This window comes from Halalkalibacter suaedae, from assembly GCF_017939705.1.
Classification (GTDB): domain Bacteria; phylum Bacillota; class Bacilli; order Bacillales; family Bacillaceae_D; genus Halalkalibacter; species Halalkalibacter suaedae.
Genome location: NZ_JAGKSQ010000004.1, coordinates 89,089 through 113,531, shown reverse-complemented (window position 1 = coordinate 113,531; position 24,443 = coordinate 89,089). Strand labels below are relative to the sequence as shown.

Annotated in this window: 19 protein-coding genes; 3 read left to right on the top strand and 16 right to left on the bottom strand. The window is 37.0% G+C overall.

Features of this window, described 5'->3' with window-relative positions:
* Positions 1–132: 132 nt before the first annotated feature.
* The 5 genes from J7W16_RS10810 to J7W16_RS10780 form a co-directional block, all read right to left on the bottom strand.
* Positions 133–1,335: a PP2C family protein-serine/threonine phosphatase gene (locus tag J7W16_RS10810; RefSeq protein WP_210597323.1), complete on the bottom strand. Its 1,203-nt coding sequence runs from the start codon at positions 1,333–1,335 to the stop codon at positions 133–135.
* On the bottom strand, positions 1,335–2,177 hold the full coding sequence (locus J7W16_RS10805; protein ID WP_210597322.1) for an alpha/beta fold hydrolase: 843 nt from the start codon (positions 2,175–2,177) through the stop codon (positions 1,335–1,337). The genes J7W16_RS10810 and J7W16_RS10805 overlap by 1 nt, the downstream gene beginning before the upstream one ends.
* 205 nt (positions 2,178–2,382) lie before the next feature.
* Positions 2,383–6,429: a LamG-like jellyroll fold domain-containing protein gene (locus tag J7W16_RS10790; RefSeq protein ID WP_283246047.1), complete on the bottom strand. Its 4,047-nt coding sequence runs from the start codon at positions 6,427–6,429 to the stop codon at positions 2,383–2,385.
* Positions 6,430–7,058: 629 nt separating this feature from the next.
* On the bottom strand, positions 7,059–8,390 hold the full coding sequence (brnQ, locus tag J7W16_RS10785) for a branched-chain amino acid transport system II carrier protein (RefSeq protein WP_210597321.1): 1,332 nt from the start codon (positions 8,388–8,390) through the stop codon (positions 7,059–7,061).
* Between the two features lie 239 nt (positions 8,391–8,629).
* Positions 8,630–10,192, bottom strand: a complete 1,563-nt coding sequence (locus tag J7W16_RS10780) for a histidine kinase N-terminal 7TM domain-containing diguanylate cyclase (RefSeq protein WP_210597320.1) — start codon at positions 10,190–10,192, stop codon at positions 8,630–8,632.
* 313 nt (positions 10,193–10,505) lie between these two features.
* Between J7W16_RS10780 and J7W16_RS10775 the strand changes: the two genes are divergently transcribed.
* Entirely contained in the window at positions 10,506–11,222 is a 717-nt protein-coding gene (locus J7W16_RS10775; RefSeq protein WP_283246046.1) for a glycosyltransferase family 2 protein, read from the top strand.
* Between the two features lie 127 nt (positions 11,223–11,349).
* Here J7W16_RS10775 and J7W16_RS10770 read toward each other — a convergent pair whose 3' ends face one another.
* On the bottom strand, positions 11,350–12,213 hold the full coding sequence (locus J7W16_RS10770; protein WP_210597318.1) for a cation diffusion facilitator family transporter: 864 nt from the start codon (positions 12,211–12,213) through the stop codon (positions 11,350–11,352).
* 271 nt (positions 12,214–12,484) lie between these two features.
* On the opposite strand from J7W16_RS10770, the gene J7W16_RS10765 reads away from it, so the two are divergent.
* Positions 12,485–13,372, top strand: coding sequence for an AraC family transcriptional regulator (locus J7W16_RS10765; protein ID WP_210597317.1), 888 nt, complete (start codon positions 12,485–12,487; stop codon positions 13,370–13,372).
* Positions 13,373–13,467: 95 nt separating this feature from the next.
* Here J7W16_RS10765 and J7W16_RS22445 read toward each other — a convergent pair whose 3' ends face one another.
* From J7W16_RS22445 to J7W16_RS10725, 9 genes are all read right to left on the bottom strand, one after another.
* Positions 13,468–13,608: an NUDIX hydrolase gene (locus J7W16_RS22445; protein WP_419095829.1), complete on the bottom strand. Its 141-nt coding sequence runs from the start codon at positions 13,606–13,608 to the stop codon at positions 13,468–13,470.
* Positions 13,609–13,701: 93 nt separating this feature from the next.
* Positions 13,702–13,947 carry an NUDIX domain-containing protein gene (locus J7W16_RS22440; protein WP_419095828.1) on the bottom strand — a complete coding sequence of 82 codons (246 nt, stop codon included), beginning with the start codon at positions 13,945–13,947 and terminating at the stop codon, positions 13,702–13,704.
* A gap of 128 nt (positions 13,948–14,075) precedes the next feature.
* Positions 14,076–14,462: a hypothetical protein gene (locus J7W16_RS10755; protein WP_210597316.1), complete on the bottom strand. Its 387-nt coding sequence runs from the start codon at positions 14,460–14,462 to the stop codon at positions 14,076–14,078.
* Positions 14,463–14,707: 245 nt separating this feature from the next.
* Positions 14,708–15,808, bottom strand: coding sequence for a glycoside hydrolase family 11 protein (locus tag J7W16_RS10750; RefSeq protein WP_246879962.1), 1,101 nt, complete (start codon positions 15,806–15,808; stop codon positions 14,708–14,710).
* A gap of 431 nt (positions 15,809–16,239) precedes the next feature.
* Positions 16,240–16,422: a PspC domain-containing protein gene (locus J7W16_RS10745; RefSeq protein ID WP_210597315.1), complete on the bottom strand. Its 183-nt coding sequence runs from the start codon at positions 16,420–16,422 to the stop codon at positions 16,240–16,242.
* A gap of 74 nt (positions 16,423–16,496) precedes the next feature.
* Positions 16,497–18,023 (bottom strand): PH domain-containing protein, encoded by a 1,527-nt coding sequence (locus J7W16_RS10740; RefSeq protein WP_210597314.1) that lies wholly within the window; start codon positions 18,021–18,023, stop codon positions 16,497–16,499.
* Positions 18,020–18,511 (bottom strand): PH domain-containing protein, encoded by a 492-nt coding sequence (locus J7W16_RS10735; RefSeq protein WP_210597313.1) that lies wholly within the window; start codon positions 18,509–18,511, stop codon positions 18,020–18,022. Before J7W16_RS10735 ends, J7W16_RS10740 begins: the two co-directional genes overlap by 4 nt.
* Positions 18,512–18,689: 178 nt before the next feature.
* On the bottom strand, positions 18,690–20,513 hold the full coding sequence (locus tag J7W16_RS10730; RefSeq protein WP_210597312.1) for a YhgE/Pip domain-containing protein: 1,824 nt from the start codon (positions 20,511–20,513) through the stop codon (positions 18,690–18,692).
* A 3-nt stretch (positions 20,514–20,516) separates the two neighbouring features.
* Positions 20,517–22,484, bottom strand: coding sequence for an efflux RND transporter permease subunit (locus J7W16_RS10725; RefSeq protein ID WP_246879961.1), 1,968 nt, complete (start codon positions 22,482–22,484; stop codon positions 20,517–20,519).
* 242 nt (positions 22,485–22,726) lie between these two features.
* Here J7W16_RS10725 and J7W16_RS10720 point away from each other — a divergent pair, with 242 nt between their 5' ends.
* Positions 22,727–23,293 (top strand): TetR/AcrR family transcriptional regulator, encoded by a 567-nt coding sequence (locus J7W16_RS10720; protein ID WP_210597311.1) that lies wholly within the window; start codon positions 22,727–22,729, stop codon positions 23,291–23,293.
* 92 nt (positions 23,294–23,385) lie between these two features.
* Here J7W16_RS10720 and J7W16_RS10715 read toward each other — a convergent pair whose 3' ends face one another.
* Positions 23,386–24,036, bottom strand: a complete 651-nt coding sequence (locus tag J7W16_RS10715; RefSeq protein ID WP_210597310.1) for an SDR family oxidoreductase — start codon at positions 24,034–24,036, stop codon at positions 23,386–23,388.
* Between the last annotated feature and the right edge of the window lie 407 nt (positions 24,037–24,443).

Sequence of the window (24,443 nt, the reverse complement as noted above, 5' to 3'; positions counted from 1 at the left end):
TTAATCTTTTTCTATTTATTTTCTCCAATAACTTCTGTATCATAAAATAACCTTCTGCACGGTCCTTCATTTCTTCATAACAAATAAAGCTTATGTAAAACATTTCCTGGAAAATGACCTGTCTTAATCCTTTTATTTTAAGTCAATTAAAATGTAACATTGATCATCACTTCTGTAACCGACGTTTTCTTTGTCTTTTAACATCTTAGCTAGTTTTTCTTTAGCTACAGATAAAGAAGCCCTCGAATGCTTCTTTAAGAATGAGTGTAAACGGCCTTGTTCGAATGGCTCTGATACTCCATCAGTATATAGAAGAATCCTTGCCCCTTTCGTGTATGAGAATACCGAGTGTTTAAAATCCATTCCTTTGAAGGAGCCAATAGGTGGGCCTTGTGTTTTCAACTCTCTATGCTCGCCTTCCAATCCTAAGTAAATGGCAGGTGGATGCCCTGCATTGATGTACTCAACGGTCTGTTCTTTAATATCAATCGATAGATAAATCGCCGTACAATAATGCCAGGCATCTTCTTCGTTTTCAAATAAAAGATGCATCTGATCATCTAGCTCTTTCATTATTTGATCTGATGATGCTCCTTTTGATATTAATCGTTGAAACAATGTAACGAGTGACATCGTAATAAGCGAAGAAGAGATACCATGTCCCATCACATCTAGTAGGATGATCCCATACTGATGTTCATTGATTTGATAGAATCCGTAAATATCACCTGATAATTCATTCGAAGCATGGTAATAGGATTCAATTTGGAGGTGTTCGTTATTTATTGCATCCGTCAATGTTGTTTCCTGTATCTTTTTTGCTAAGCTGAGCTCCTTTTGAGTTTCCGTTTTGTATTTAAGATTTTGTTGGTTGATTCTTAACATTTCAGCTTGCTTTTCTTCTAAATTATGTAAAACCAACTGTAGTTCAGCATTAATTCTATCTTTTTCTTTTAGCCTTTCTTCAGCCAGCTTATTTGCTTCAAGTAATTCATTCTCGTATTGATTTCTTTTTTTATTAGGAACAATAATACAGGAAATAATTCCATCTAATCGGGTGGAGGCATATAGAAGGACAGGTATTTTTTCACCTTGATGTGACATTAACTCTAGAGATACTTCCTCAACTTGTTGCTTTTGGATCAATAATGGATAGAAAATAAATTGAAAGAATGCTTGAGTTGATCTAGTAAGGATAGTCCGAACACTTTGACCAATTAATTCGTCAATATCATAACGTAACAACTGTAATAAAGTGTGATTAATTTCTTCTATCTCAAAATCCTTTGATAGAGTTAAAAGTCCGCCTGGGATGCCATTAATGTTGTTTTCCATTACATCATACCGCCAGTACCTTGTAGTTGACTAGCAAACGGTTCGTTCAAATAATTCTGGATCAAATGAATGGTTTCTGTCGGATGGCTAATATGCGAACAGTGGCCGATTGCACTTGAGTAGGAAAGCACGCAATTGGCAAGCGTCTCCTTCATGTAATAAGCAACTTCCTCTGGAACAAACAGATCGTTTGCGCTCTGAATGATTAACGTTGGGACTGTTACATTTTTCAGTTGTTCTCGGTAGTCTGTATAAAAACAGACCTTAGCAAATTGATTGGTAATTACAGGATCATTCAAACGGAATTGAGCTTCAATCTCACTCTCGAATTGCTTATAATCGGAACCGTTCATTATTGCCTTACTAATCGTTGTTGTGCACTCCAGATAGTTTTTTTCCATCAATTCTATCAAACCATCTAATTCCTCTTTTTCGAAACCTCCCTGATATCCAGATGTTTCATTTAGAAAGAATGGGGATGGCCCAATCATAATTAGTTTTGAAATTAGATCTGGCTGTTGGATCGATGCAAGCATACCGATCATACTGCCAACCGAATGCCCGACAAAGACTACATTATCTAGAGCCAACTCATTACAAATCGCCAATACATCTTCGACATAACCAGAAATTGTACTATATTTTTTCGGATCATAGGCCGTTATATCTGACTGCCCAAAACCAACATAATCAAATAAAATCACTTGATAATCATCTTCAAATGATTTAGCGACAGCTGCCCAAACTTCTTGATCAAAGCCAAAACCAGGTGCAAAAATAATCGGCTGCTTCCCTCTTCCCTTTAATGTAACATTATTTTGAGTTCGAGCACGCTGTGTCATATTTAAATCCCCTTACATTTAGTATCTTCCCTATTTTTCTATCATAACATTTAGAAGCTAAGGCTTGGTATAAACGGAAGAAGTTTTACTAAATTATTGTTATTTTGTAGAAATTACCTACCCTACTTCAGAATAATATTTAAAAGATAAAAGAGAATACAAAGAAACCCCTTGTTGTATTAGACAAGGGGTTTCTATAAATCATTTAGAGATTCAAACCATTTCTTCTTCTAGCAACATAGAATGCAACACTTCCAATGACTACTAGTAGAAGTCCTATTACAAACCAATTATATTGATTTGTAGCAGTATCTGGTAGTTTATCTTTCCCAGTTTGATCGTCTACTTCTGTTTGACCTTCTCCTACTTTCACTTCATCATCTGCAATTTCGAATGCTCCGTAAATACTGAAGTGAGTAACTTCAGCTATTACTTCACCAGTACTACTGTCATACTTTGTTGGAGTAATTTCTTCCTGTTTTACTCCATTTTCATCAATATAGAACACTCTTACATTTTTCCAATTCTTAACTTTTTCCTGATCAACATCAAATGTTAAGGTAATTGGTGTTTCAGTAAATGTAATTGCTTCTCCATTTGAACTTAACGTGAAGTCATATAAACCACTTATAGCATTGGAATTTTTAGAGATAACTTCATTATTTACATCCCCAAAAATAAATTCTACATCTTCGTGCCCTTTTAGAATTGATACTGGAATTTCTACTTCAATACGATCAAATTCTAATACAATAACAGCATCTTCACTCAACTGATCCAACACTGCCTTTTTAAGAATTGTTTTCTTTGAAGGATTCTTTGTTTTATAAACATTATTATTTTTCTCTAAATCTTCTACTTGGTTTACAACCGTTTCTTTAGTTCCTGGTTGTTCTGTTCCTGGATCCTCCGTTCCTGGATCTTCTGTTCCTGGATCTTCTGTTCCTGGATCTTCTGTTCCTGGATCTTCTGTTCCTGGATCCTCTGTTCCTGGATCCTCTGTTCCTGGATCTTCTGTTCCTGGATCTTCTGTTCCTGGATCTTCTGTTCCTGGATCTTCTGTTCCTGGATCTTCTGTTCCTGGATCTTCTGTTCCTGGATCTTCTGTTCCTGGATCTTCTGTTCCTGGATTCACCACACGATTATAGTAGTCACTCACTTCAGTTGCAGCAAGTGCCTTATTACCATAGATACGTAGATCATCCATTAGCCCGTTATAAGGCGTATCCCAATAGTTAACACCTAGACCAAAGACTGCATCTGTAGTTGTAAAAATTGAAGGGAAATCAGAACCAGTGAATGCCTGTTCTCCATTTAGGTAGATCACAACTTCACCGTTGTTAACGGTTGCTGTCAAATGTGTCCATTCGTTTGTTGGTATTTGTGCACCAGTCGTTGCATCATACCAAGTTCCGCTACCAGACCATAGCATCGTGTTACCGTCACCTGGTCCAAATGGCACAAGACTTATCCAGTTATTTTCGTCTCTACTACCAAAAAACGTTGTTGTATACTGTGTTAATTCTGTTGGGTTCAACCATACAGATACTGAATATTCATTGCTAGAGATTAATCCTTTAGGCAGAGAAATACCTGATTCCCCATTAAATACAGCTGCCTTTCCATCAATCCCTTGTTCATATGAAATGGTCCCACCAGTATTAGTAATAATATTACCCGTAATGCTACCATCTTCATGGTTCCCTGTTTCATCTTCTAAGTTATCTTCAAAACTATAATTTGCTGTTAACCCATCAGGACTGTTATAAAGTGTCTGAACTTCATCAGCAGGTAGAACAACTCCATCATAGACACGAACCTCGTCCATTAACCCTTTAAATGGTGTGTCCCAGTAGTTAACACCTAGACCGAACTCTGCATCCAATGTTGTAAAGACATTAGGGAAATTGTTGTTAGAGAACTTTTCTTCTCCATTAATGTAAACTTTAGCTGCCCCTTCATTTACAGTAAGAGCAAAATGACTCCACTCCCCTGTTGGAATAATTGAATCAGACATTGCATCATACCAATCTTCACCGTTATGAACCCACACCTTTGTCACATCATGTGCATTTGGAACAACGCTAATCCAATTACTTTCTGTTCTCGCACCAAAAAATGCTGTTGTGAATTGTGTAATTTCTTCAGGCTTCATCCAAAGTGACACAGAATACTTATTAGTAGAAATTAAACCATCGGCTAATTTCAACCCCGATTCACCATTAAACTTGGCCGCTTTTCCTGATACTCCATCGGCATAGCTAATTTCTCCGCCTGTATTTGTAAGACGGTCTCCAGTAACTGTAGCATCTGCTTGATTACCAGAGCGATCTGCTAACCCATCATTAAAGTCATAATACGCAGATAAACCACCTTGTTCTTCAGCAGGAACGGTAACTGTTTTTGTTAATGTACCTGTCGCATCCCCTAAAGAGATTGTTGCCGTCAAATCAACATTAGCTGCTTCAGAACCAAATTTCGGTCTTTCTACAGCTCCATCCGCAGAAATAATCTCTGAATTAGAAGATTCCCATGAAATCTTAGTTCCCTGTGTTGCTAGTGTCGGCAAGGATAGATTATTGATAGCGGTCGCAGGAATGATCGTCTCTAATTCTTGCTTAATACTATCAACCACTTCTTGATTTTCTTTGCTTTCTACATGACTTCCCCAGACTACAACTCCATCATTAGACATTGCACTGAATGTCATGACCCATTTCTCTGAGGTAGGGTCATATTGGCGAATGAATACGCCATCATAACTTTCATTATCAACCGTTAATTCCACTCGATAGTTATCATATAGTTTCCACGTACCTGTTACAGCACCAGTAATCGTCTTATCTTCATTCAACTCAATCCATGTTGATTCAATTAATTCACCATCAATTTCCTCGCCATGGTTGACGTACTTATAGTTACCAGTAACATCAGCTTCTGAAACGGTCTCAATCGTTTCACCTGCATAGTGATAAGGAGTTGGCACTGGCCATTGATCACTATTCTTGAATGTTTGATGCACACGAACCTGATGCATTTCTCCTTGCTCTGGGAAACGGGCATGTGTAACGATAAATTCCTTCCCGAGCTCATCATCAATTAAATAAGAGTTATGACCCGGGGCCATGTAACCGGTACCAATTCCGCTACCTGTTTCTCCTAGATCTCTCTTAAATAAGAAATTCCCTATCATTTTGTTTCCGATATCCTTATGATCGTCATTACCAGGAAAATTCCCTACACCCAAATCAAAGCTTTCAGGATAGACAGCTTCATTTCCAGACGCATCTAAGTAAGGTCCTTCGATACTTTCTGCTCTAAACTGTCTCATTTGATAGCCGCCATCAGAAGCTAGACCACCATACGTAATATAGAGATAATAATAACCTGTTTCTTCATCATACACTGCGTAAGTAGCTTCACCAGAACGACCGTAGCCTCCAGCAATCTTTGTACCAAAATACTTATCAATCATTCTACCGTCTGCGGTTGTACCATCTTCCCCCGGATAAATTGGTACACCAGTCTCTTTATCTAATGGCAAAATAAATGTCCCACCAGACCAAGAACCGTATGTCATCCATAAATCTCCATTTTCATCATAGAGAATATTCGGATCAATTGCATTTGTATAAAGGGCATTATTAAAATTCCCCTGACTAGTAAACCATTCAGGATTTGGTTCATCGATAACACCATCAGCAATAAGATCAGAAATATTTGTATTCTCCCAATGCTTATTTACTTCACTATTACTGTCATATGCTTCATAATTAGTAAAACCTGAATACATAATTGTATCAGTATAGTCATATGGTCCTTCAATGTTCTTCGACACAGCGATACCAATTGCTGAACGAATATATGTGGATGAAGCACTATAGTACATCATATAGGCACCAGTTGAACCATCTGCCCATACATAGTCCTGATTCCAAAAAATATCAGGAGCCCAAATAGCAAAACCACCTCTACTATCTGAATCATTTTCGCCAGCCCATTCAAAAGACTCAGCAAGGTTTTCAGACAGGTTGCCATAGATAGGGTTATTTTCTGGAGTTTGATATTCTCGTTCCACTATCGAACGCCAATTAATTAGATCAGATGACTTCGCTGCTGCAATATGTGAACCAAAAACATAATACATGCCATCCTTATCTTTTATAATAGATGGATCGTGCACCGATGCACGTTCGAATTCGATCGGCTCCGATTGATTCGTTTGCTCAGCCCCTAAAATATTTCCAGGCATTAATAAGAGTACTGTAAGAAAAATTATTAAACTTCTATGAATAACATTCTTCACTACGCTCTGCTCCTTTCGCAAGCACAACTGAATTCACATCCATTTCAAACTCTGTATATTTGCATTTTCTTCATTTAATAGTTATTTCAGAGCAAGAAAATGTCCAAGTATAATTGATAGAGTTCTAGAAAATCGATGGAGTTAATGTACCTACAAATAATTTGTCATTTTATACTGCAAATTCAAACAACCACTTACGGACAACATCTTATTAGCATCACCCCATTATTTATATGTACTTACAAGAAGTAAAACGCTTACAAAATACTTGTTAGCACTACCACTTAAAAATAGATTACTATAAACCAACAAGATTCTCAATAAAAACCAATAAAAATATATAATTCATACAGATTTATTTAGAATAGATCGACATTCTATAAAAAATAACTTTATAAGTTATTTTTTATATTTAAAATAATATAATTTTGTACGTACATGTTTAACTTATTGGTCCCTATCTATAATCAAAAATTCTAATGATGTCATTTTATTTAACAGAAAAAGGACCAAAGCTCACGCTTTGGTCCTTTCTCATCTATTCATTTATTGTCAATATAACCAAACAAATACTATTAATTAACTGAAGGTTCTCTCTGCTTTGTATAAGTGAGCATGGTGCCGATCACTCCACCAATGATCGCCGGAATAACCCAGCCTAATCCAACTGTATACAATGGAAGAATCGCTGTGAATAGTTCGTCAACTTGCTCAAATTTAATCCCAGCAACTTTTAAACCTTCAAAAATACTGATAATAAATGTAAATAACATACTAAGCTGATATACTTCTGTTTTCCCTTTAAATAAAGGATGTAAGAATGTCAGCACCATTAAACAAATCGCCAACGGATAAAGCATATATAAAACGGGTACCGAGATTGAAATCAAGGTCGACAAGCCCACATTTGAGATAACTGCACTAATAATTGTAAATAGAATAACCCAGCTTTTATAAGTGACGCTTGGGACGATCTTCGTGAAATATGAAGCACATGAAGTGACTAATCCAATACTAGTCGTTAAACAAGCGGCGATCACAATTAAAGCTAATATCACTTTACCGAATGCACCGAAATAATGCTCTGACACTGCAGCTAATATAACTGCACCATTCTCTAGATGACCAAGCTCAATTACACTTGTTGCTCCAATATAAGAAAGAGAAGAATAAATAATTGCAAGCAAGACTCCAGCAACTAAGGCAACCTTTAATGTGGAAATCATTAGGTTTTTTTTCGAAGTGACCCCTCGATCTTTCATGATATTAATAATAAGGATACCAAACACGAAAGCAGCAAGAGCATCCAACGTTAAATATCCCTCTTGGAATCCTTTGAAAAAGCTATTTGCTGTATACCCTTCAGTTGGTGCTTGAAGCTGTCCAATTGGATTCATAAATGCAACTATGATTAAAATACTAATAAAAATTAATAATAATGGAGTCAATACCTTACCGACGATATTAACGAGTTTGCCAGAGTGCAATGACGCAAACAATGTTATAGCAAAGAATATTATCGTAAACAACAGCAATGGTACAAAACTAATATCAGCACCTAAAAACGGTCTAATTCCCATTTCAAATGAAACGGTATTGGTTCTTGGTATAGCAAACAGAGGTCCAATCGCTAAATAAAGGGCTACCGTAAAGGTAATTCCATACACAGGATGAACACGACTTGCTAGTGATTGTAGATCACTCTTTCCAGAAAAGGCTAATGCCAAGATCCCTAGAATCGGCAATCCAACTCCAGTAACAATAAAACCAGCATTTGCTGCAAATACATTCTCACCAGCCAATTGACCTAGCATTGCAGGGAAAATTAGATTCCCAGCTCCGAAAAATAATGCAAACAACATAAATCCTACCGCAATAACATTAGTAAATGAATCTCTTGATGACATAATACACTTCCTTCTATATAATTACGCCGAAAACTCAAGCTCACTCTCAGTAATCACCTAATTCACTGCAAAACTTAAGATGTAGACTCATATGGCGACGAAAAATAATATATCATAAAAAATTTCACAAAACAATTTATTCTGAAAATAAATTATATTAGAACAACGTTTTCTCATACTGAATCGGGCGAATTCTTTTTTGTTTAATATAAATAGGGGTTTCTAAAAACAATAACTGATCAAAGTAAATTCTCAGTATAAATATGAACCCGATTACGCCCATCACGTTTTGCTGCATATAAAGCTTGATCCGCTTTATTTAATAACTGATGCAGCGTTTCTTCGTTTGTCTTCATTGCCTCAGCAACTCCACTACTAAAAGTAACAGAAATTATGCCCTCAGCAATAAGTAGTGGCTGTTCCTGTATTTTTCTTCGAAGCTTATTTGCTATTATTTGACCTTCTTCTATAGTACGTCCACTTAATGCTAGCACAAATTCTTCCCCACCATATCTAGCAAATAGCATCCCTTCAGTTAATTCTGCTTGACAAACCTTAGCTACATGGACAAGCAACCGATCACCAATATAATGACCATACGTATCATTAACCTTTCTAAAATAATCAATATCAAGCAAAATGATTGTAAACGGATTTGAAGCCTCTCTAGCAGCTGCAATCTCTTCTTCGCAATGGGTAAAGAAAGCACGACGGTTAAAAATCTCTGTCAATTCATCATAGTAAGCCTGCTGCTCTAGCTTCTTCTGCAATCTATTGACTTCGGTAATATCAGTAAAAATAAGTAACATACCCTTCCCGTTCGTTACTGGCTCCAAAGCAGAGGTACGAATCTGATAAACACGTTTAGAATTATTAACAACTAATTCGATTTCACTTTTAAATGCGACATGGCTTAAAGGGAAGGGAAAAGCCCTTCCAGCTAAAGACAACCACACATCATCAAAACCCTTACCAAACAGCGATCTAGTTAGGAGTGGAAACATCTGCTCACACGCATTATTAAATTCAATAACTCTGTCCGATTCATCCAATACAATAACACCGTCATTGATGCTATTAAATATCGCGTCCTTTGCGATAGGCATTATTTTAAACAATTGAGATGAATTAATTGACCATAAATATAAAAGAGAAGACACCCATAAAATCATCGGCACAGGGTCAATACCAGGGGGAGTCAGCCCAATTAAATAAACAAATGCAGTCAGCATAGGGACGAGTTGACCGAATATTAGTGCAATTAGTTGTGTACGATAGGCCCTGTCAGTTTCTCCCCAACGAGAAAGGACGAGCAAAAAAGCAACAAACATACAGGCAAATGTAAAAGAACCATAAATCATATACCATATTCCAATTTCCATATAAATAAAGGGAGCACCTAAATTCGGATCCACTTCAAACACTCGATAATGTAAATGATGATAGTCATTTGTCACAACCATAATCAAGCTAATGATAGGTATCGTAAACAAAGCGAGATATGTCTTCTTCTTTATCGTTATTCCTAGATATTTCATTATAAATAACAAGCCTAACGGTGCAGAGAAAGGCAATCCAATATATTGAATAATCGTTGACAGTTTCATTTGCTCAAGAGTTGTAGCTGCTAATCCAAAAGCAGCCGCAAAACAATAAATCGTTACAGACACAGCATAAATGACAAAGAAGTTAGCAATTGTTGAATAGTGATGTCGCTTCATAAGTACACGACAGCATAAATACAGATTAAGGACACCAGATGTGCACATGAGAGTTATAAAAGTAGTTAATTGGGAGTTCACAGGACCATACCTCTTATTTTTATTTTCAAGCTGAGCAATTAAATATAGGACAAACAATCATATTATCTCTATCCGAGCAGGATTTCCATGAATTCCATGTATCTTTGTTACTATTATACTAAAAAATGGATAATGTTGTTAGCAATAATCTGATTTGTTTAAAAAGAAAGACCAAAAGTAGTTGTAAATACTCAGTTATTTATATCAAGGCTATAAAATAACTAATTACTAAGTTCCATTCTAATTAGAATATTTCATTATTAATAGTCTTTCTCCAACCTAATGTTTCTACAAACATGCATTTTCTCCGCTTCTGTCCGTTTCGGGTAGTCTTATTGTCGAGAACAAAAAAATGAGCTGGCTAGCACGTCTTCAAATGTGGGATTATTTAATCAGTATTGCTGCCGTCAAACGACAGCAAAGTCTGTACGAAGGAACTCTTGTTGCTCAAGGGGCCTTTAGTGCTTACTTAAAAGAGGCAATTGAAAAGGCTGGGGGCTGGTTTCCTGTTGTAGGTGAGGACATCGTATTAACATGGGGAATTCTTAAGCATAATTACCGGGTTGACTATCAAGCTAAAGCAGTGGGTTTTACCCATGTTCCAGTTAAGTACGCAGGTTATTTTAAGCAACGAAAACGCTGGGCAAGAGGGTTATTTGAGGCGTTCCGTGCACATCCTACTATTTTAATCGAATATCGAGGTTTATCAAAATTCATCATCTTTTTAAATCTCTTTTTTCCATTGATTGATTTAATGATTATGTTTGTCCTGTTACCTGGTATTCTAGTAGCTCTGTTTTTTCAATTCTATTTAATAGCAGGTGTTATAACATTATTGCTCATACCGCTTGCCTTATTAAACGTATTGCAAATGTATCAATATCAGCAACGAATCTTGGGTGAAATCGGTATCTCCGTTAGCAAGGGTTTCGTTTCGCTGATACTTTTTCTCGTTTTATATTCGTTTATCCAAGCACCCATTTGTATAGTTGGTTATGCCGAGGAACTATTTTCAATGAAAAAAAGATGATAAGGACCTTCACTTTTCCAGCTAAAAATTCTAATCATATAAGCTAGAGGTCCGCTTAAAGGCGTAAAAAGAGTAACGATCAATCCTTTTCAGCGACCTCTACCAATAGGGTTTTACAAACATCCTATTACCTTGGTTCAATATGAATATGAGCATGCTGAACATCATGCTTTTCTTTCAGAGTATTTTCGATTTCCTCGGTGATTTGATGACTTTCAACGACATTTAAATGATCGTCTGTTACGATTACCAGATCAACAAACGTTTGATTTCCATGCATTCTTGCTTTTAGAGTTTTCACTTCTTCTATCTTTGGATTATCGTTAACTGTTTTTCTTATTTCGTCTAATTCATTAACATCAAACCCATCTGTTAACTCAAGCACAGCTACCTTAAAGATGCCAATGGCCGTTTTAATAATAATTAATCCAACAGCAATGGCTGTAGCAGTATCCAGCCAACCGAGCCCAAACTGAGAACCTACAATCCCAATGAACGCCCCAATACTTACAAGCGAATCAGATAAATTATCCTTTGCAGCCGCTTGTACTGATTGACTTTTTATTCTTTTACCTAATTTCATATTATATAAATAAACAAAAAACATAATAACTGAGCTACCTAAAGCTACCCAGCCAGTAAACATATCAGGTACGACATTACCCGGTTCCATTAGGTTTTTGGCGGCTTCAATGATAACCTGTATTCCGACTGAAACCATGATAAATGCAGCTATAAGTGAAGCTACCGTTTCAGCACGATAATGTCCATATAGATGATTTTTATCAGGAGGCCTTCTTGCAATTTTCAACCCAATTAATACTGCAATAGAAGCAACCACGTCAGTTGAATTGTTTAATCCATCCGCGAGTAGTGCTCCTGAGTTCCCTAAATAACCACTTGTCAATTTAGCAATTGATAAAAAGATATAGGTGAAAATGCTGAGCCAAGCCCCTTTTTCACCGGCCTTTAGATTATCATATGAGTCCACTTACATTCCTCCAATTCCGTTTGTCATAACATATGTATAAATTTTTTAGATCGTATGTTTTAGTATGGATAATATATGCAAAATTTATCCTTAGTCAATAATATTCTTACATGATATCCCTCCTCTGCTATAGAGAAGTGCTAACAAGATTTTTAATCAAATGAATTTAAATCATCCTAACTAGTTTCCCTAAAAAATAATTAACATAGCAAAAAATGTTAAGAACAAACGTTTGTTTTCTGTTATTGTAAATATAAGGCAGGTGACAGGGATGGATTATGAGAGCTGCATACAACGAACGCTCAATTATATTGAAGAACACTTGGATGAACCGATAACTCTTGAAACATTATCAGAGATTGCTTGTTTCTCTCCGTTTCATTATCATCGAATCTTCCAAGCAATGGTCGGAGATTCTGTAATGGATTATGTTAGAAAAAGAAGGCTTACTTTTGCAGCTGAACGTTTATTTTACTCAAATGATAAGATTATGAAAATTGCGATTGATTCAGGGTTTCAGTATCAAGAGTCATTCAATCGTGCCTTCAAGAAAATGTATGGCGTTTCACCGAAGCAATATCGCAACTTAGTGCAGATATCCGGACCTTTCCATGGTAAGGCCTACCTTATTTCAAAACAATTTCTAGGAGGATGCAAAATGGAACCAGTCTTACGAACGAAGCCAGCATTTCACATTATTGGTTATGCACTAAAAACAAAAAATACGGATGGACAAAACAATCGGGACATACCTGAATTCTGGCAGCAATACATACAAAACAACTTAGGCTGCACCATTCCTAATCCAATTAACAATGCTGATTTTGGAATTTGCACTGATTTTTGTCCTGAGACAGGCGAGTTCGTCTATATCATTGGAATGGAAGTCGAAGAAGGAACAAAAGCACTTGACGGAATGGTCTACAGGCATTTCCCTGAGCAAGAATATGCTGTCTTCACCACTCCAGTGGCAGATACTGAATCATTCACAGCTTCAATTCAATCAACTTGGAATTATATTTTTACAGAATGGTTTCAACAATCCGACTATGAGCATTGCGGCACAGTGGAATTCGAGTTGTATGATGAACGCTGTATCGGACCAGAGAAAATGATGGATATTTATATTCCGGTAAAGAAACGAGCAATTGAGGTATAGTTAATCACTTTCCACTCCTAAATTTTTAGTTTTTGGAGTGGAATCCTTTTAATTTAACTGTATAATGCACTTGTTCACTCCGAATTATGCCCTACCTAAAGTTCCAAAAATGAATCTTCTAAATCCCAGATACCTTCTCCTAAACTCTCAATTAATGCCTTTGCTCTTTTTTTTATATGATTTGGAAGATTATCCTTATCGAAGTACTGAAGATCAATACTTTCACCATCAGTCATTTCCAGTTTCCCAGTTACATCTATCGCATGATATAGATTAATGACACTATATGTTTCATCCCCATTTGGATAACGGCAATAATAGCTTGGACCTTAAAAAACCCCTAACAACTCGAACCGATTTGCTGTAAGTCCTGTTTCTTCTTTAAGTTCCCTTGAGGCAACTTCTTCAAGAGTTTCACCAAGTTCCATTGAACCTCCTGGTAATCCCCAATCCAAGGTATCTGAACGATGTTGAAATAGTATTTTCTTTTCAGCGTTTACAACAAGAATGGTAGCACCTACACTTATAATAGGCCTGTTCCCGATAAGCTTGCGTAACTCATCAATATATCCCAATTTCACCCCTCCTATTTTCTTAATCAAATTAATTACTATTAATTGTAAATTTAACAAGTGCCGCCTCGACTTATAGGCCATCTTTCAAAATCCCTACATACACGCAATAACATATTGAACTCAGTACCTCAATTACTGTTATTCAAATCAAAACTCTCGAAAGTACCACTCCATTTTATTACTATAGCTAACTCATCCAACTCAGTCGTCGTGGCACTATTCGAACTTAATAATTTGTGGTTGTATTCCTTATTACGATCCAGAATCGCATTGTTCACACTATAGTCTAATACATCATCTTTTGATTTTATATTATAATGAAAACTCTCGATTCCGTCTTTCTCATTCATTTTACTAAATATCTTAATATGATAGGTTTCTTCTCTGTTTATTTGATGAACAGATAGTTCAACTAACCATGTTTCACCCTCTCCGACAAATTTCAAGTCACTCTCACTTGATGAGCATGAGGCTAGTAAGATAACCATCAATATACTAACAAATGATTTTCCCATAGTACCGCCTTCCATAAAGTGTCTATTAGTTTACACAGCTGCTTGTTGAGGCAACCTTAATGACTAATCATTACATTATCTTCTTGCTACAAGAATACCTGCCTTTATCTAAACTTAATTCACAAATTTTAATGTATCAGCTTGAAATACAAATAAAATCCTAGCAGGGAAGCCCCACGCCAGGATTTATTAACATATACTAGATTTCAATTATTTGAAGCTCTATCCGCTATATTTTCTCTTAATTACTTAATTTCTAGATAATCAATCAATGCATCCCAATTTCCTTCATCAGCTGTGACAACAAGTTCAATCTCCTGATTTCCTGTTCCATGACTAACATTGTTAATTGTGTAGATTGCTGGATTACTACCGCCAAAATAGAAGGTACCCTTCGTCTGTCCACCTATTTTCAAATCAACTCTAGCCATGTTTGAGTTATTTGATGCACCACGAAGTGAAAAGCTATGGGTGCCACTTGCGAAATACTGGGTGTATTTGACTGAATCATTGTTCGCATATAAACCTACTCCGTTAAACGGCGAGCTAATATCTCCTGTATACTGACCAGCTTTTGTCATGCTCTCAGCTTCTTTTTTCGTAGTATTATCACTTCCACCGCCACTTAATGGAGGAGGATTGCTACCGCCACCAGAGTTTCCTCCGATTGTAAGTGTATTACTGTATACATTAGCACTTCCACTACTTTGATAGCCCTCTACAGTAAGTGCGACTTCATACATCTTACCCATCGTCATCCCTAGATTTTCCCATGCTTTGAAATGTTCACTAACAGATATTGTTCCGCTCGTACGCTTCGATGTGCGAACACTCCAATACTGCTTAAATGTTGCAGTCCCTTTAATGGAAGGCTGGTTGGTTCGAGTGGTCTCATATACGTCATATGTACCCCCGTCAACATTAATGGTGCCCTTAAACGTTCCAGTTGGGCGATAGCTGCCCCAACTATCAACGATATAAAATTCGACAAGTGGGTCAACTGCCCACCCATAAACAGTTAAATACGAATTACCGTTTGGCTGGAAGTTGGCACCGTAACTAATAGACATATTTCCAATCTGTTGGTGTGTCTGCGTTTCATTAAACTTCTTACCTTTACGGAATAGTATATTATTAACATTACTCCACTCGGCACTAAACGTACCACCACTTCCCAACGTCATACTTCCAGAGCCACCATTATCTTTCCAGAATTCATAGTCATAGCCGTCGTGAGTACCAACTTCATTTGAGCTGAGAGCCGCCTGTACATTTACTGCAGGTATTGTAAGTGCAAAACAAATCACAATTGCTACAAATAACCTAATTCTACTACTTTGGATCATTTGGCATTCCTCCTGTTTTTGTTTTATTGCATTTGTCTTACTATAATGCAGCACGCCCTATAGCATATAACTACCAGCACCTTCCATAAAAGTAATTGAAAGCGATTACAATATAATCTTATTAAAGTAGTTAGTTCAATTCAACCTCAAAAAATATAGTGATCACTAGAAAAATTATAGAAAAATGATTCGAATACAAATAACAATGTAATTTAAGTGAAGCATGATAAAGGGAAAGGTGATTGGCTCTACTAGAAAATGTAGGAAGGAAGGAAAAAGAGCTTGGACCAAAAGTAATTTAGTGAAAAGAAAATCCGAACAATGCTAGTTGGGCTGACGTAAGCCACTCCCACTCCTGCTTTGTTCGGATTTTCCAATAAACACTTTAGTTATGTCCTAGCCACTTTTGAAGGGATGATAGCATATGACCCTTACAACGTCCGAGGAGGTTCAGACATCGTATTTGCTAGAATAATATAGATGAGCAAATTAGCAGGAAAAAAAATCATGATTAGTCTTACTGCCATAGGAGACATACCAAAATATTCGGCAATTCCTCCGCAAACGCCGACTATTGATCGATTTGTTGCTGATTTTGTTAATTTTTTTTGCAAGGTAACTCCACCTTTATTAAGTTTATAACTAGGAAAACATCAACAATATGATTAAGTAAGGAAAGGTTAACCACTCATTCCTTTCCAATCAACTGCACATCCTCGTGTCGGTTAGAGTACCAGGCCTTGATGTTCATTGCATATGGCACCGGGATGTCTTTTATCTCTTCAACATGTACCGGAGTCGCTCGATTTATTGTCGTAATTGATGCCACATTAAAAAAGGTCTGTAGCCGTGATTGAGAATAGGTCATTTCAATTACATTTTTTCGTTTCGTAATGAACATCCGGCTCGTTAACCCTCCGTGCCACCATTGAACTTGGTCTTCTGTTACGCCATATTTAGTATGGATATAATCAAGAATCCTTTGTAAAACAATCACAAATACTAAAATAATACTTGCTATCCACCATGCCTGTTCAATTTGAAACGGCTCAGGCTTAAAATAGGTTAAGGCAATCGTTGCAATAATCCAAAACCAGCTTGGGCGTAGAAGTTTCACCCATAAAGAATTCTTTGGTAACCGTTCTAATTTGACTTCTAACTGATAGTTTGGAAGGATTTCATTTATTAGCTCAAAGGCCTGGTCCATTGGCAGGAAAGGATACAAGGAGTTAACATTCACTTCTCCTGAACTAATTGTACTAGCAGAGCTAATTAACTTCACTTCCGCTAATCCAAACAATCGTTTCATAAATGTCTGTTGGATTTCTAATCCTTGAACCTTCTTTTTTTCGATCGCGAAATAACTCTCCTCTAAAACCCCTCGATTGATATAAACATGAGTCTCATCAGAGCTAATCTCATACTTGCCGTAACGCACAAATGTCCTAATGACTCCAAATCCAACAGCAATTATTAACACAAGGACAATAACAGCAACAAGCAACCATATACTAGCAAGCATAACCTCATAATACCCTTCTACCTGATTTGTCTCGGCAAAAAACGGCTCAATATAATCTAGTGCGGCAAAGACAATTGGAATAATGGCAAGGAAGCTTAATGAGGTAAAGCTCGCCTTCCATAGATCCTTTCGCTTCGGGGTAAAGTGAATGGTTCGATTCGTTTCAGGCTGTCTTTCTTTTTCTACTTCAACCGGAGCCTCTTCTTCATTCTCAAACGCCATTGAAGGGTCACTTTCATTTTCCTTTTGAGTAAGACCTTGCTTTCCCGGCTTAACTAAGCCTATTAAATTGTCTGCATCCTTCTTCGTTAATACTTCAAAGTGGACAGAGTCATCCTTACCATCCATCGCTGTTTCGAATGTTACAGAGGTTAGACCCATTAATTTATGAAAGAAAGACGTTTTTCTCGTTACGTTCTGAATTCTAGAAAACGGAATCATATTCGTTCGCTTCACAAAAACCCCTTTACGAATATGAAAGGTGTTATCCTCCAAATCATACGTCTCAGCGAACCAAGAAACGATGATGAGTAGCAAACGCCAAATAATCACGATTAAAAAAGCATACCTACCATACTCAAAGAACCAACTCTCTGAGTTTCGATTAACAACAAAAAGAATAAAAGCAAAAAACAAACTACCTTTAACAAGATTGTACAAACGAAAAACCATGATTAATGGATGATATCTCAAGATTCATCCACTTCCTTCGACTTGGCAAACGCCGCTAGCGTTTCTCTTAATTGTAATGCTACTTCCTCATCTAAAGCAGGAATCGAATGAGAGGAGCCCATCGTTTCAACTTTAATAGAACGAGTGTTGAACCATTTCATGATCGGTCCTTTAACCGTGGATACAGACTGTATTTTCGTCATCGGAACGGTGACCCATTCCTTTTTAAAGATTCCGTACTTTAATTGCAAATACTCCTCATCGTACTCGTAACTCCAGCTACGATACAAATACATTGGTTCAAATAGGGACCAAACTGTGCTCGCTATTGTAATTACAAGTAGAGCAATTAATACCCAAAATGCCCATGCTGGCCATTCAAAATAAAAATTTAACCAAAACAGACCTGCCAACACGACGAACACTATCAAATTAACCAAACCGTCGGAAATCATACGCATCTTAGGAAAATGAACAGATAACCTATTTTCTAAATGTTTCTCACTCATAGATGGAATTCTCCTCACATTCTATCTTTTTACTATAAATAAATTATAGAGTTAGCTTTATTTTAACATTAATTTCCTTTTAATTTAACAAAAAGAAAAAACTTGATCTATACTACTTAATTAGGAATCGACAAAAAAAGCCAGCCCCATTCAGATAGAGGCTGACATGATATTCACCTTATGAAAATAAGTCCTTCAAGCGTGACCAGAATCCTTTTTCCTCTTCTTGAACTTGTTCTGGTCCCTCAGGCTCTTCGTAATTAATACTTTCAGTTTTAATTACAAATTGAACTGAATTGATCGATTCGTTTTCACTTGAAACAAACGATACTGCATCGAAATCCGATTTATCATATTCAGCCATCATTTGATCAATTTCTTCTTTCATCTGATCAGGCAGGTCACTAGTGGATTCATAGAGCTCCGTTGTTCCATTATGAAGTTCACTAATGCCATTCTCCACTTCGCTCGTTCCTTCAGAAAAGCCTAAGATTCCACCGTGCAGTTCCTTATATTCACTCGCTAATTGGCTTACACCGTTTGTATATTCAATCCACCCTGAGTGGATTTCAGCATGACCTGACGCTAGATCATTGAGCCCCTTCTTTAATGGAGCAAGCGGATCAGTTTCTTCCATCTGTTTTAATGAGGCAGAAAGACCATTTGCCATCTCTTCTAGTGTTGCTACCATCATTGTTAATGAACCACTCACTTGTTCAAGCGTTCCATTTACGGCAGCAAACGCTTCTTTTACAGAAGTGTATGTCCCCTTGGCTGTTAAAGCAGCTCCATATGTTTCAACAAGTTGATCAATAACTTCTTGATCAGCCCCACTCACATACAACTGTTGGATTTCTTCTTCTGAAATCTCATGAGCTGGAATGGTAGCCATTGAATCATCTAATGCATTATAGGCTGAAGTATAGTTATCGTTAAGTGATGTTAGACCTTTTGCCGTTTTTTCTAAACCACTTGCCATTTCTCTAAGCCCAGCTTCGAGCTTCTTTAATTCTCCGAGCCCCATGTCCTGAGAGTTATTCTTAAGAGAATTGCTCATTTCATCAAGCCCTTGCTGAATTTGCTTGGAGTAGCTCAGTAATTCATAAGAAGAACCAGCCGCTTTTAAAATGCCATTCTTATATTGATCCGAACCATCACTGAGGCGATTAACTCCTCCATTTAATTCACCAACACCATTTTCTAGCTCACCAATACCATTATTAATCTCGGCAATCGCATCGGTCAATGTTTGCATTTCCCCTGTCATCTCGCCAATATCTGGTGCATCAATCGGCATAGAAGAAGGAATCGCCGTGATGTTAATGCCTTCTTCTAGCTCAAATCCGAGGACATCCGCTTCAACAATAAGCTCTTCCTCTTTTTCTGGCATAACTGTGAATGTCACTTGCTTATTCTTCCCAGCATTTGCTAGCATTCCGTCAGTAGCCTCAATATTGTTGAAGATTTCTAGATTAAGAGACAAAGAAATCTGTAACAAATAGTTCTCAAAAAAGACCGGATCGACTGTTTCATTAGCAGATGTTGCAATTTTAATTTGAACACGTCCATTGGCACCAGCAAGTTCTTCGGGAGAAATCTCTACTCCATCAAGTAAATAAGAAACCGACACATCCCATGGTAATGGTGAATCATCTAGGTTTCCTTGATAGTAAAACTTTCCCTCAGGTGCATGGAATTCTATTGCGTTTTTATTTTGTTCTAGTTGAGATAGGTCCGATAAATTTTTTAGACTGGTATACGGGCCATAGTCGATGATATTTCCCGCTCGTTCAATGTCTAAAATATTAACAACGTATATCTCTTCTCTTTCACCAGTTGCACTTAGATTCGCATAGACAACTTCATCTTTTGAGGAAATTTCCCCCGTACCTTGAGATCCACTTTCTCCAGTCTCAGTATCATTTGTCTCGGCTGCAACAAGAAATGAAGGTGCAACTAACGTGGCTGCGGTCAGAACGACTATCGTTTTTTTAAGTTTCATTCATCATTTCTCCTTATAAAAATTTGATTTCCAGGTTGTTTTCATAATTAATTTATCAAACACAAGTAGCATCGCTGGAAGAAAGAAGATAACCATCAAAAAGGCTAGTAAAGCCCCTCTTCCAAGTAATAACCCAATTGAGCCAACAATAGGATTTGATGAAGTAAGCCATAAAATAAATCCAACACTCGAAAGAATTGAAGCAGATATCGCAATCGAGAAAATCTTCTCATTGAGTGTCCTTTTAATCGCCTCTTTTACAGGAAGTTCCTGGCGATATTCCTTATAGGCATCTGTCAAAAGAATTCCATAATCGACTGTTGCCGCAAGCTGAATAATGCTAATCAGTAAATAACCAATATAGACTAATGAAGTATCCGTAAAATACGGAAACGATAAATTAATCCAAACAGCAGATTGAATGGTAATCAATAAAACCAGCGGAATCGAAATCGACTTAAATGTCACAAACAAAACGAATGCAACGGTCAAAAGGGTCAATGTGTTAACAAATGTATTATCTTTTTGAACGACATTTTTAATATCATACAAGGACACGCTTTCTCCAATTGTATACACATCATCGCCGTAGTAGGTAGCAGCCGTCTGCTGCACATCTTCGATTAATTGAAATGCCTCTTCCCCTTCGTTTCTTGTATCTGTTTGCAGGATGATTCTGCTATAGTTCTCAGAATAGAATTGGTCTGTTATTGCCGGATCCAAATATTCTGCTGGAATAGCAGAACTAACTGTATTCACATATGCAAGAACACTAGACATATTTTCAATAGCTTCTAAATCTTGAACTAACTCTTCTTCTTTGGCGATATCTCCTTTTGGAACAAGTAGCACCATTGGGGTACTTTCACCAAAATACTCTTTTATCTTAACAATGTCACTTCCAACTCTTGTCGCTTCAGGTTGCTCACCGCCACCATAGATAAAATCCGTTTCGCTCTGTGCTAAGAAAGCAGGCACAATTAGGATAAGGACAAGGACCAACGTAGGGATTCTCGCTTTCACAATGCCATTCCCCACCTTTTTAAATCGAGGGAATAATGGACGATGCTGTGTCTTGTCAATCCACTTATAAAATAGCAGTGTAAGTGCAGGTAAGAAGACCATTACACTGATAAAGCTGATTAGAATCCCTTTAACAAGATTAATTCCTAAATCAGAACCAATTTCAAAATTCATAAATGATAGTGCAATAAAACCAAAAAAGGTCGTTGATGCACTAGCTGTAATCGCTGAGAAAGATTTTTTCATTGCAAGCTGCATCGCTTCTTGTGGATCAGCTACCTTTTTACGATATTCTTCAAAGCTATGAAGAAGAAAGATCGCATAATCAAGCGATACCGCTAACTGGAGGATTGGTGCAACTGACTGTGTGACAAAGGACACCTCTCCAAGGAAGAAATTAGTTCCCATATTAATTAAGACTGAAACCCCAATAGCCGTTAGGAAAAACACTGGTTCAATCCATGAGGTCGTCGACAATACTAAGATAAGGATGATAATAGGGACTAATAAGGCAGCAGCGTACATCGATTCACTACCAGCCATCGTTTGCTGTGTCGCCGTGTTAACGGACTCCCCTGCCATCGCATTATCTTCACCAATTAGCTCATAGATCTCATTTGTAATTGCGACCTCATCGCCTGAACGAATGCTAAATGAAAACAGAGCTTTTTGATCTTTGTAATAGCCTTCAACTACCTCTGGATCAGCTATTTCAAGTGGTGTTTTAATATCAATAACATCATCTAACCATGTAACATCTGACACCCCGTCAATCGCAGCAAGCTCCTCTTTAAAAGCAAGTGCCTCCTGAATTGTCATGTCATTAATCATTACTCTGTTATTTGGAACACTTCCCTCAAATTCCTGTTCCATTATTTCCATAGCAATTGTTGACTGTGCATCCTCAGGCAAGTAATCGCTCATATTGTAATTAACTGATACTGTCATTGATGCCAGAGCACTAATAACTGTTAGGATCGCAAAGATAATCGCAATTGCCTTTTTATGTTTAATAATACTTGCTGCAATATTTATCGCAACTCACCCTCTCTTGCCATTTAATGATGATCACTATATTATTATAATGACACGGTGTTGCCTAATCAACAAACAGTTTAACAACATCCGTATTTTTGGCAACACATCTTCGCAATGTGTTGGATAAAAGGATAAAAGAAAGGAAGTTTTCTATGACGTCCTCTAAATTAGACAGACGAAAAAAATACACGCAATCCGTTTTAAAAGATAGTCTGATGAAAATATTAAAGGAAAAGCAAATGTCTTCTATTACAGTCAAGGAGATTTGTGAACGAGCTGATATTAATCGTTCAACCTTTTATTCACATTATAACGATCAATTCGATCTTCTTGATAAAGTCGAGGATGAAATCATTGAAGATATGACTGGCTATCTCAGCCAATTCAATTATAAAAAAGAAGAAGATGCCATCAAAATGCTTGAAAAGCTTTTAGAATATTTTGCATCCAAACAAGAAATTTGCCAAACGCTTCTTAATGAAAAAATTGATACAACTTTTCAGAAAAAGGTAATGAAATTTGCAAAGCAATTTTTCATTGAAAGCTGGATCTCCGACAATAATGTTGATGAGGATATAACTGAGTATTTAAGTATTTTTGTCATTAGCGGTTGTATCCATATGATTCGCAGCTGGCTCAATAACAGGATGGATAAATCACCAAAAGAAATGGCTCAATTGATTAATAATCTGATTAATAAAGGGTTATTAGGGGTTTAGTAAAGACTATTTTTCAAAATCTATTATCTTACAGATACAAAAAAAGTGCTCCCCTCAAGATCTATCCAGTTGAGGGGAGCACTATGCAACAATTATAGTTTTTTTATTGCCTCTTTAATTGGTGTTTCGCCTGAGACCACTTGAAATGCTTTTCCAATTGTAGAATGATTCTCTATACATTCGTAAATGACACTTGCAACATCCTCGCGTGAAACACTGCCTCTTGCTACTTCTGTTGCAGCATACACTTGTCCCGTTCCCTGATCATTTGTTAGGGCTCCAGGATGGACGATCGTGTAATCTAAATCCGTCTCTCGCAACCATTCATCAGCATAGTGCTTTGCAATTACATATGGTTTGAAGGAATCTGGAGCTTCTTGAATAGCGTTTCGTGTAGTATCAAAAGAACTAACCATAATAAATCGTTTCACTCCAGCTACTTTCGCTGCTTCAATTGTTTTAACAGCACCATCTAAATCAACTGCAATCGTCTTGTCAGGACCAGTATGTGGACCCGAACCAGCAGTGAAAACGATCGCGTCTACCTCTTCAGCTGCTTTGGCAATATCCGCAATTTCACCCTCAATATTGACGACAGAGGTTTCTGCACCAAGACTTTCAAAATATGATGCTTGCTCTTGTTTGCGAATCATTGCTCTAGCAATACTCTTTCCACTCTCTTGAATCGTTTTAACTAAGTGTTTCCCAATTTGACCATTTGCTCCTACAACTAGAATTTTCACTGCCTTCACCCTTTCATATGTACTATAAATAGCGTATACGGTATACAAGCCTTATGTCCAATAATCTGATTGGGCTGTTTTGATTCAAATTGCTCAGAGTGCATTTCAATAACATAGAGCAGGATAATAGTGATTAGTCGCTTAGTAATCATCTGTATATACATTATTAGAGCTGTCACCTTCACCTTATGCAAAAATATGTTCACATTTTTTTCACTTTTTTTTAATATGCCTATTGATATTTTAATTATATGTTGATACTCTAGAGAAGCATTAATTGGAAAACTACTTTTTTCGACATCAGGTCTTTCCAAGCAGATAATTTTGACCACTTACACTGTAAGCTAAGCCATACGGACAGCGGGTCAAAGCCGACTGGCAACTATAGTTGCCTTATTGATTGAGTT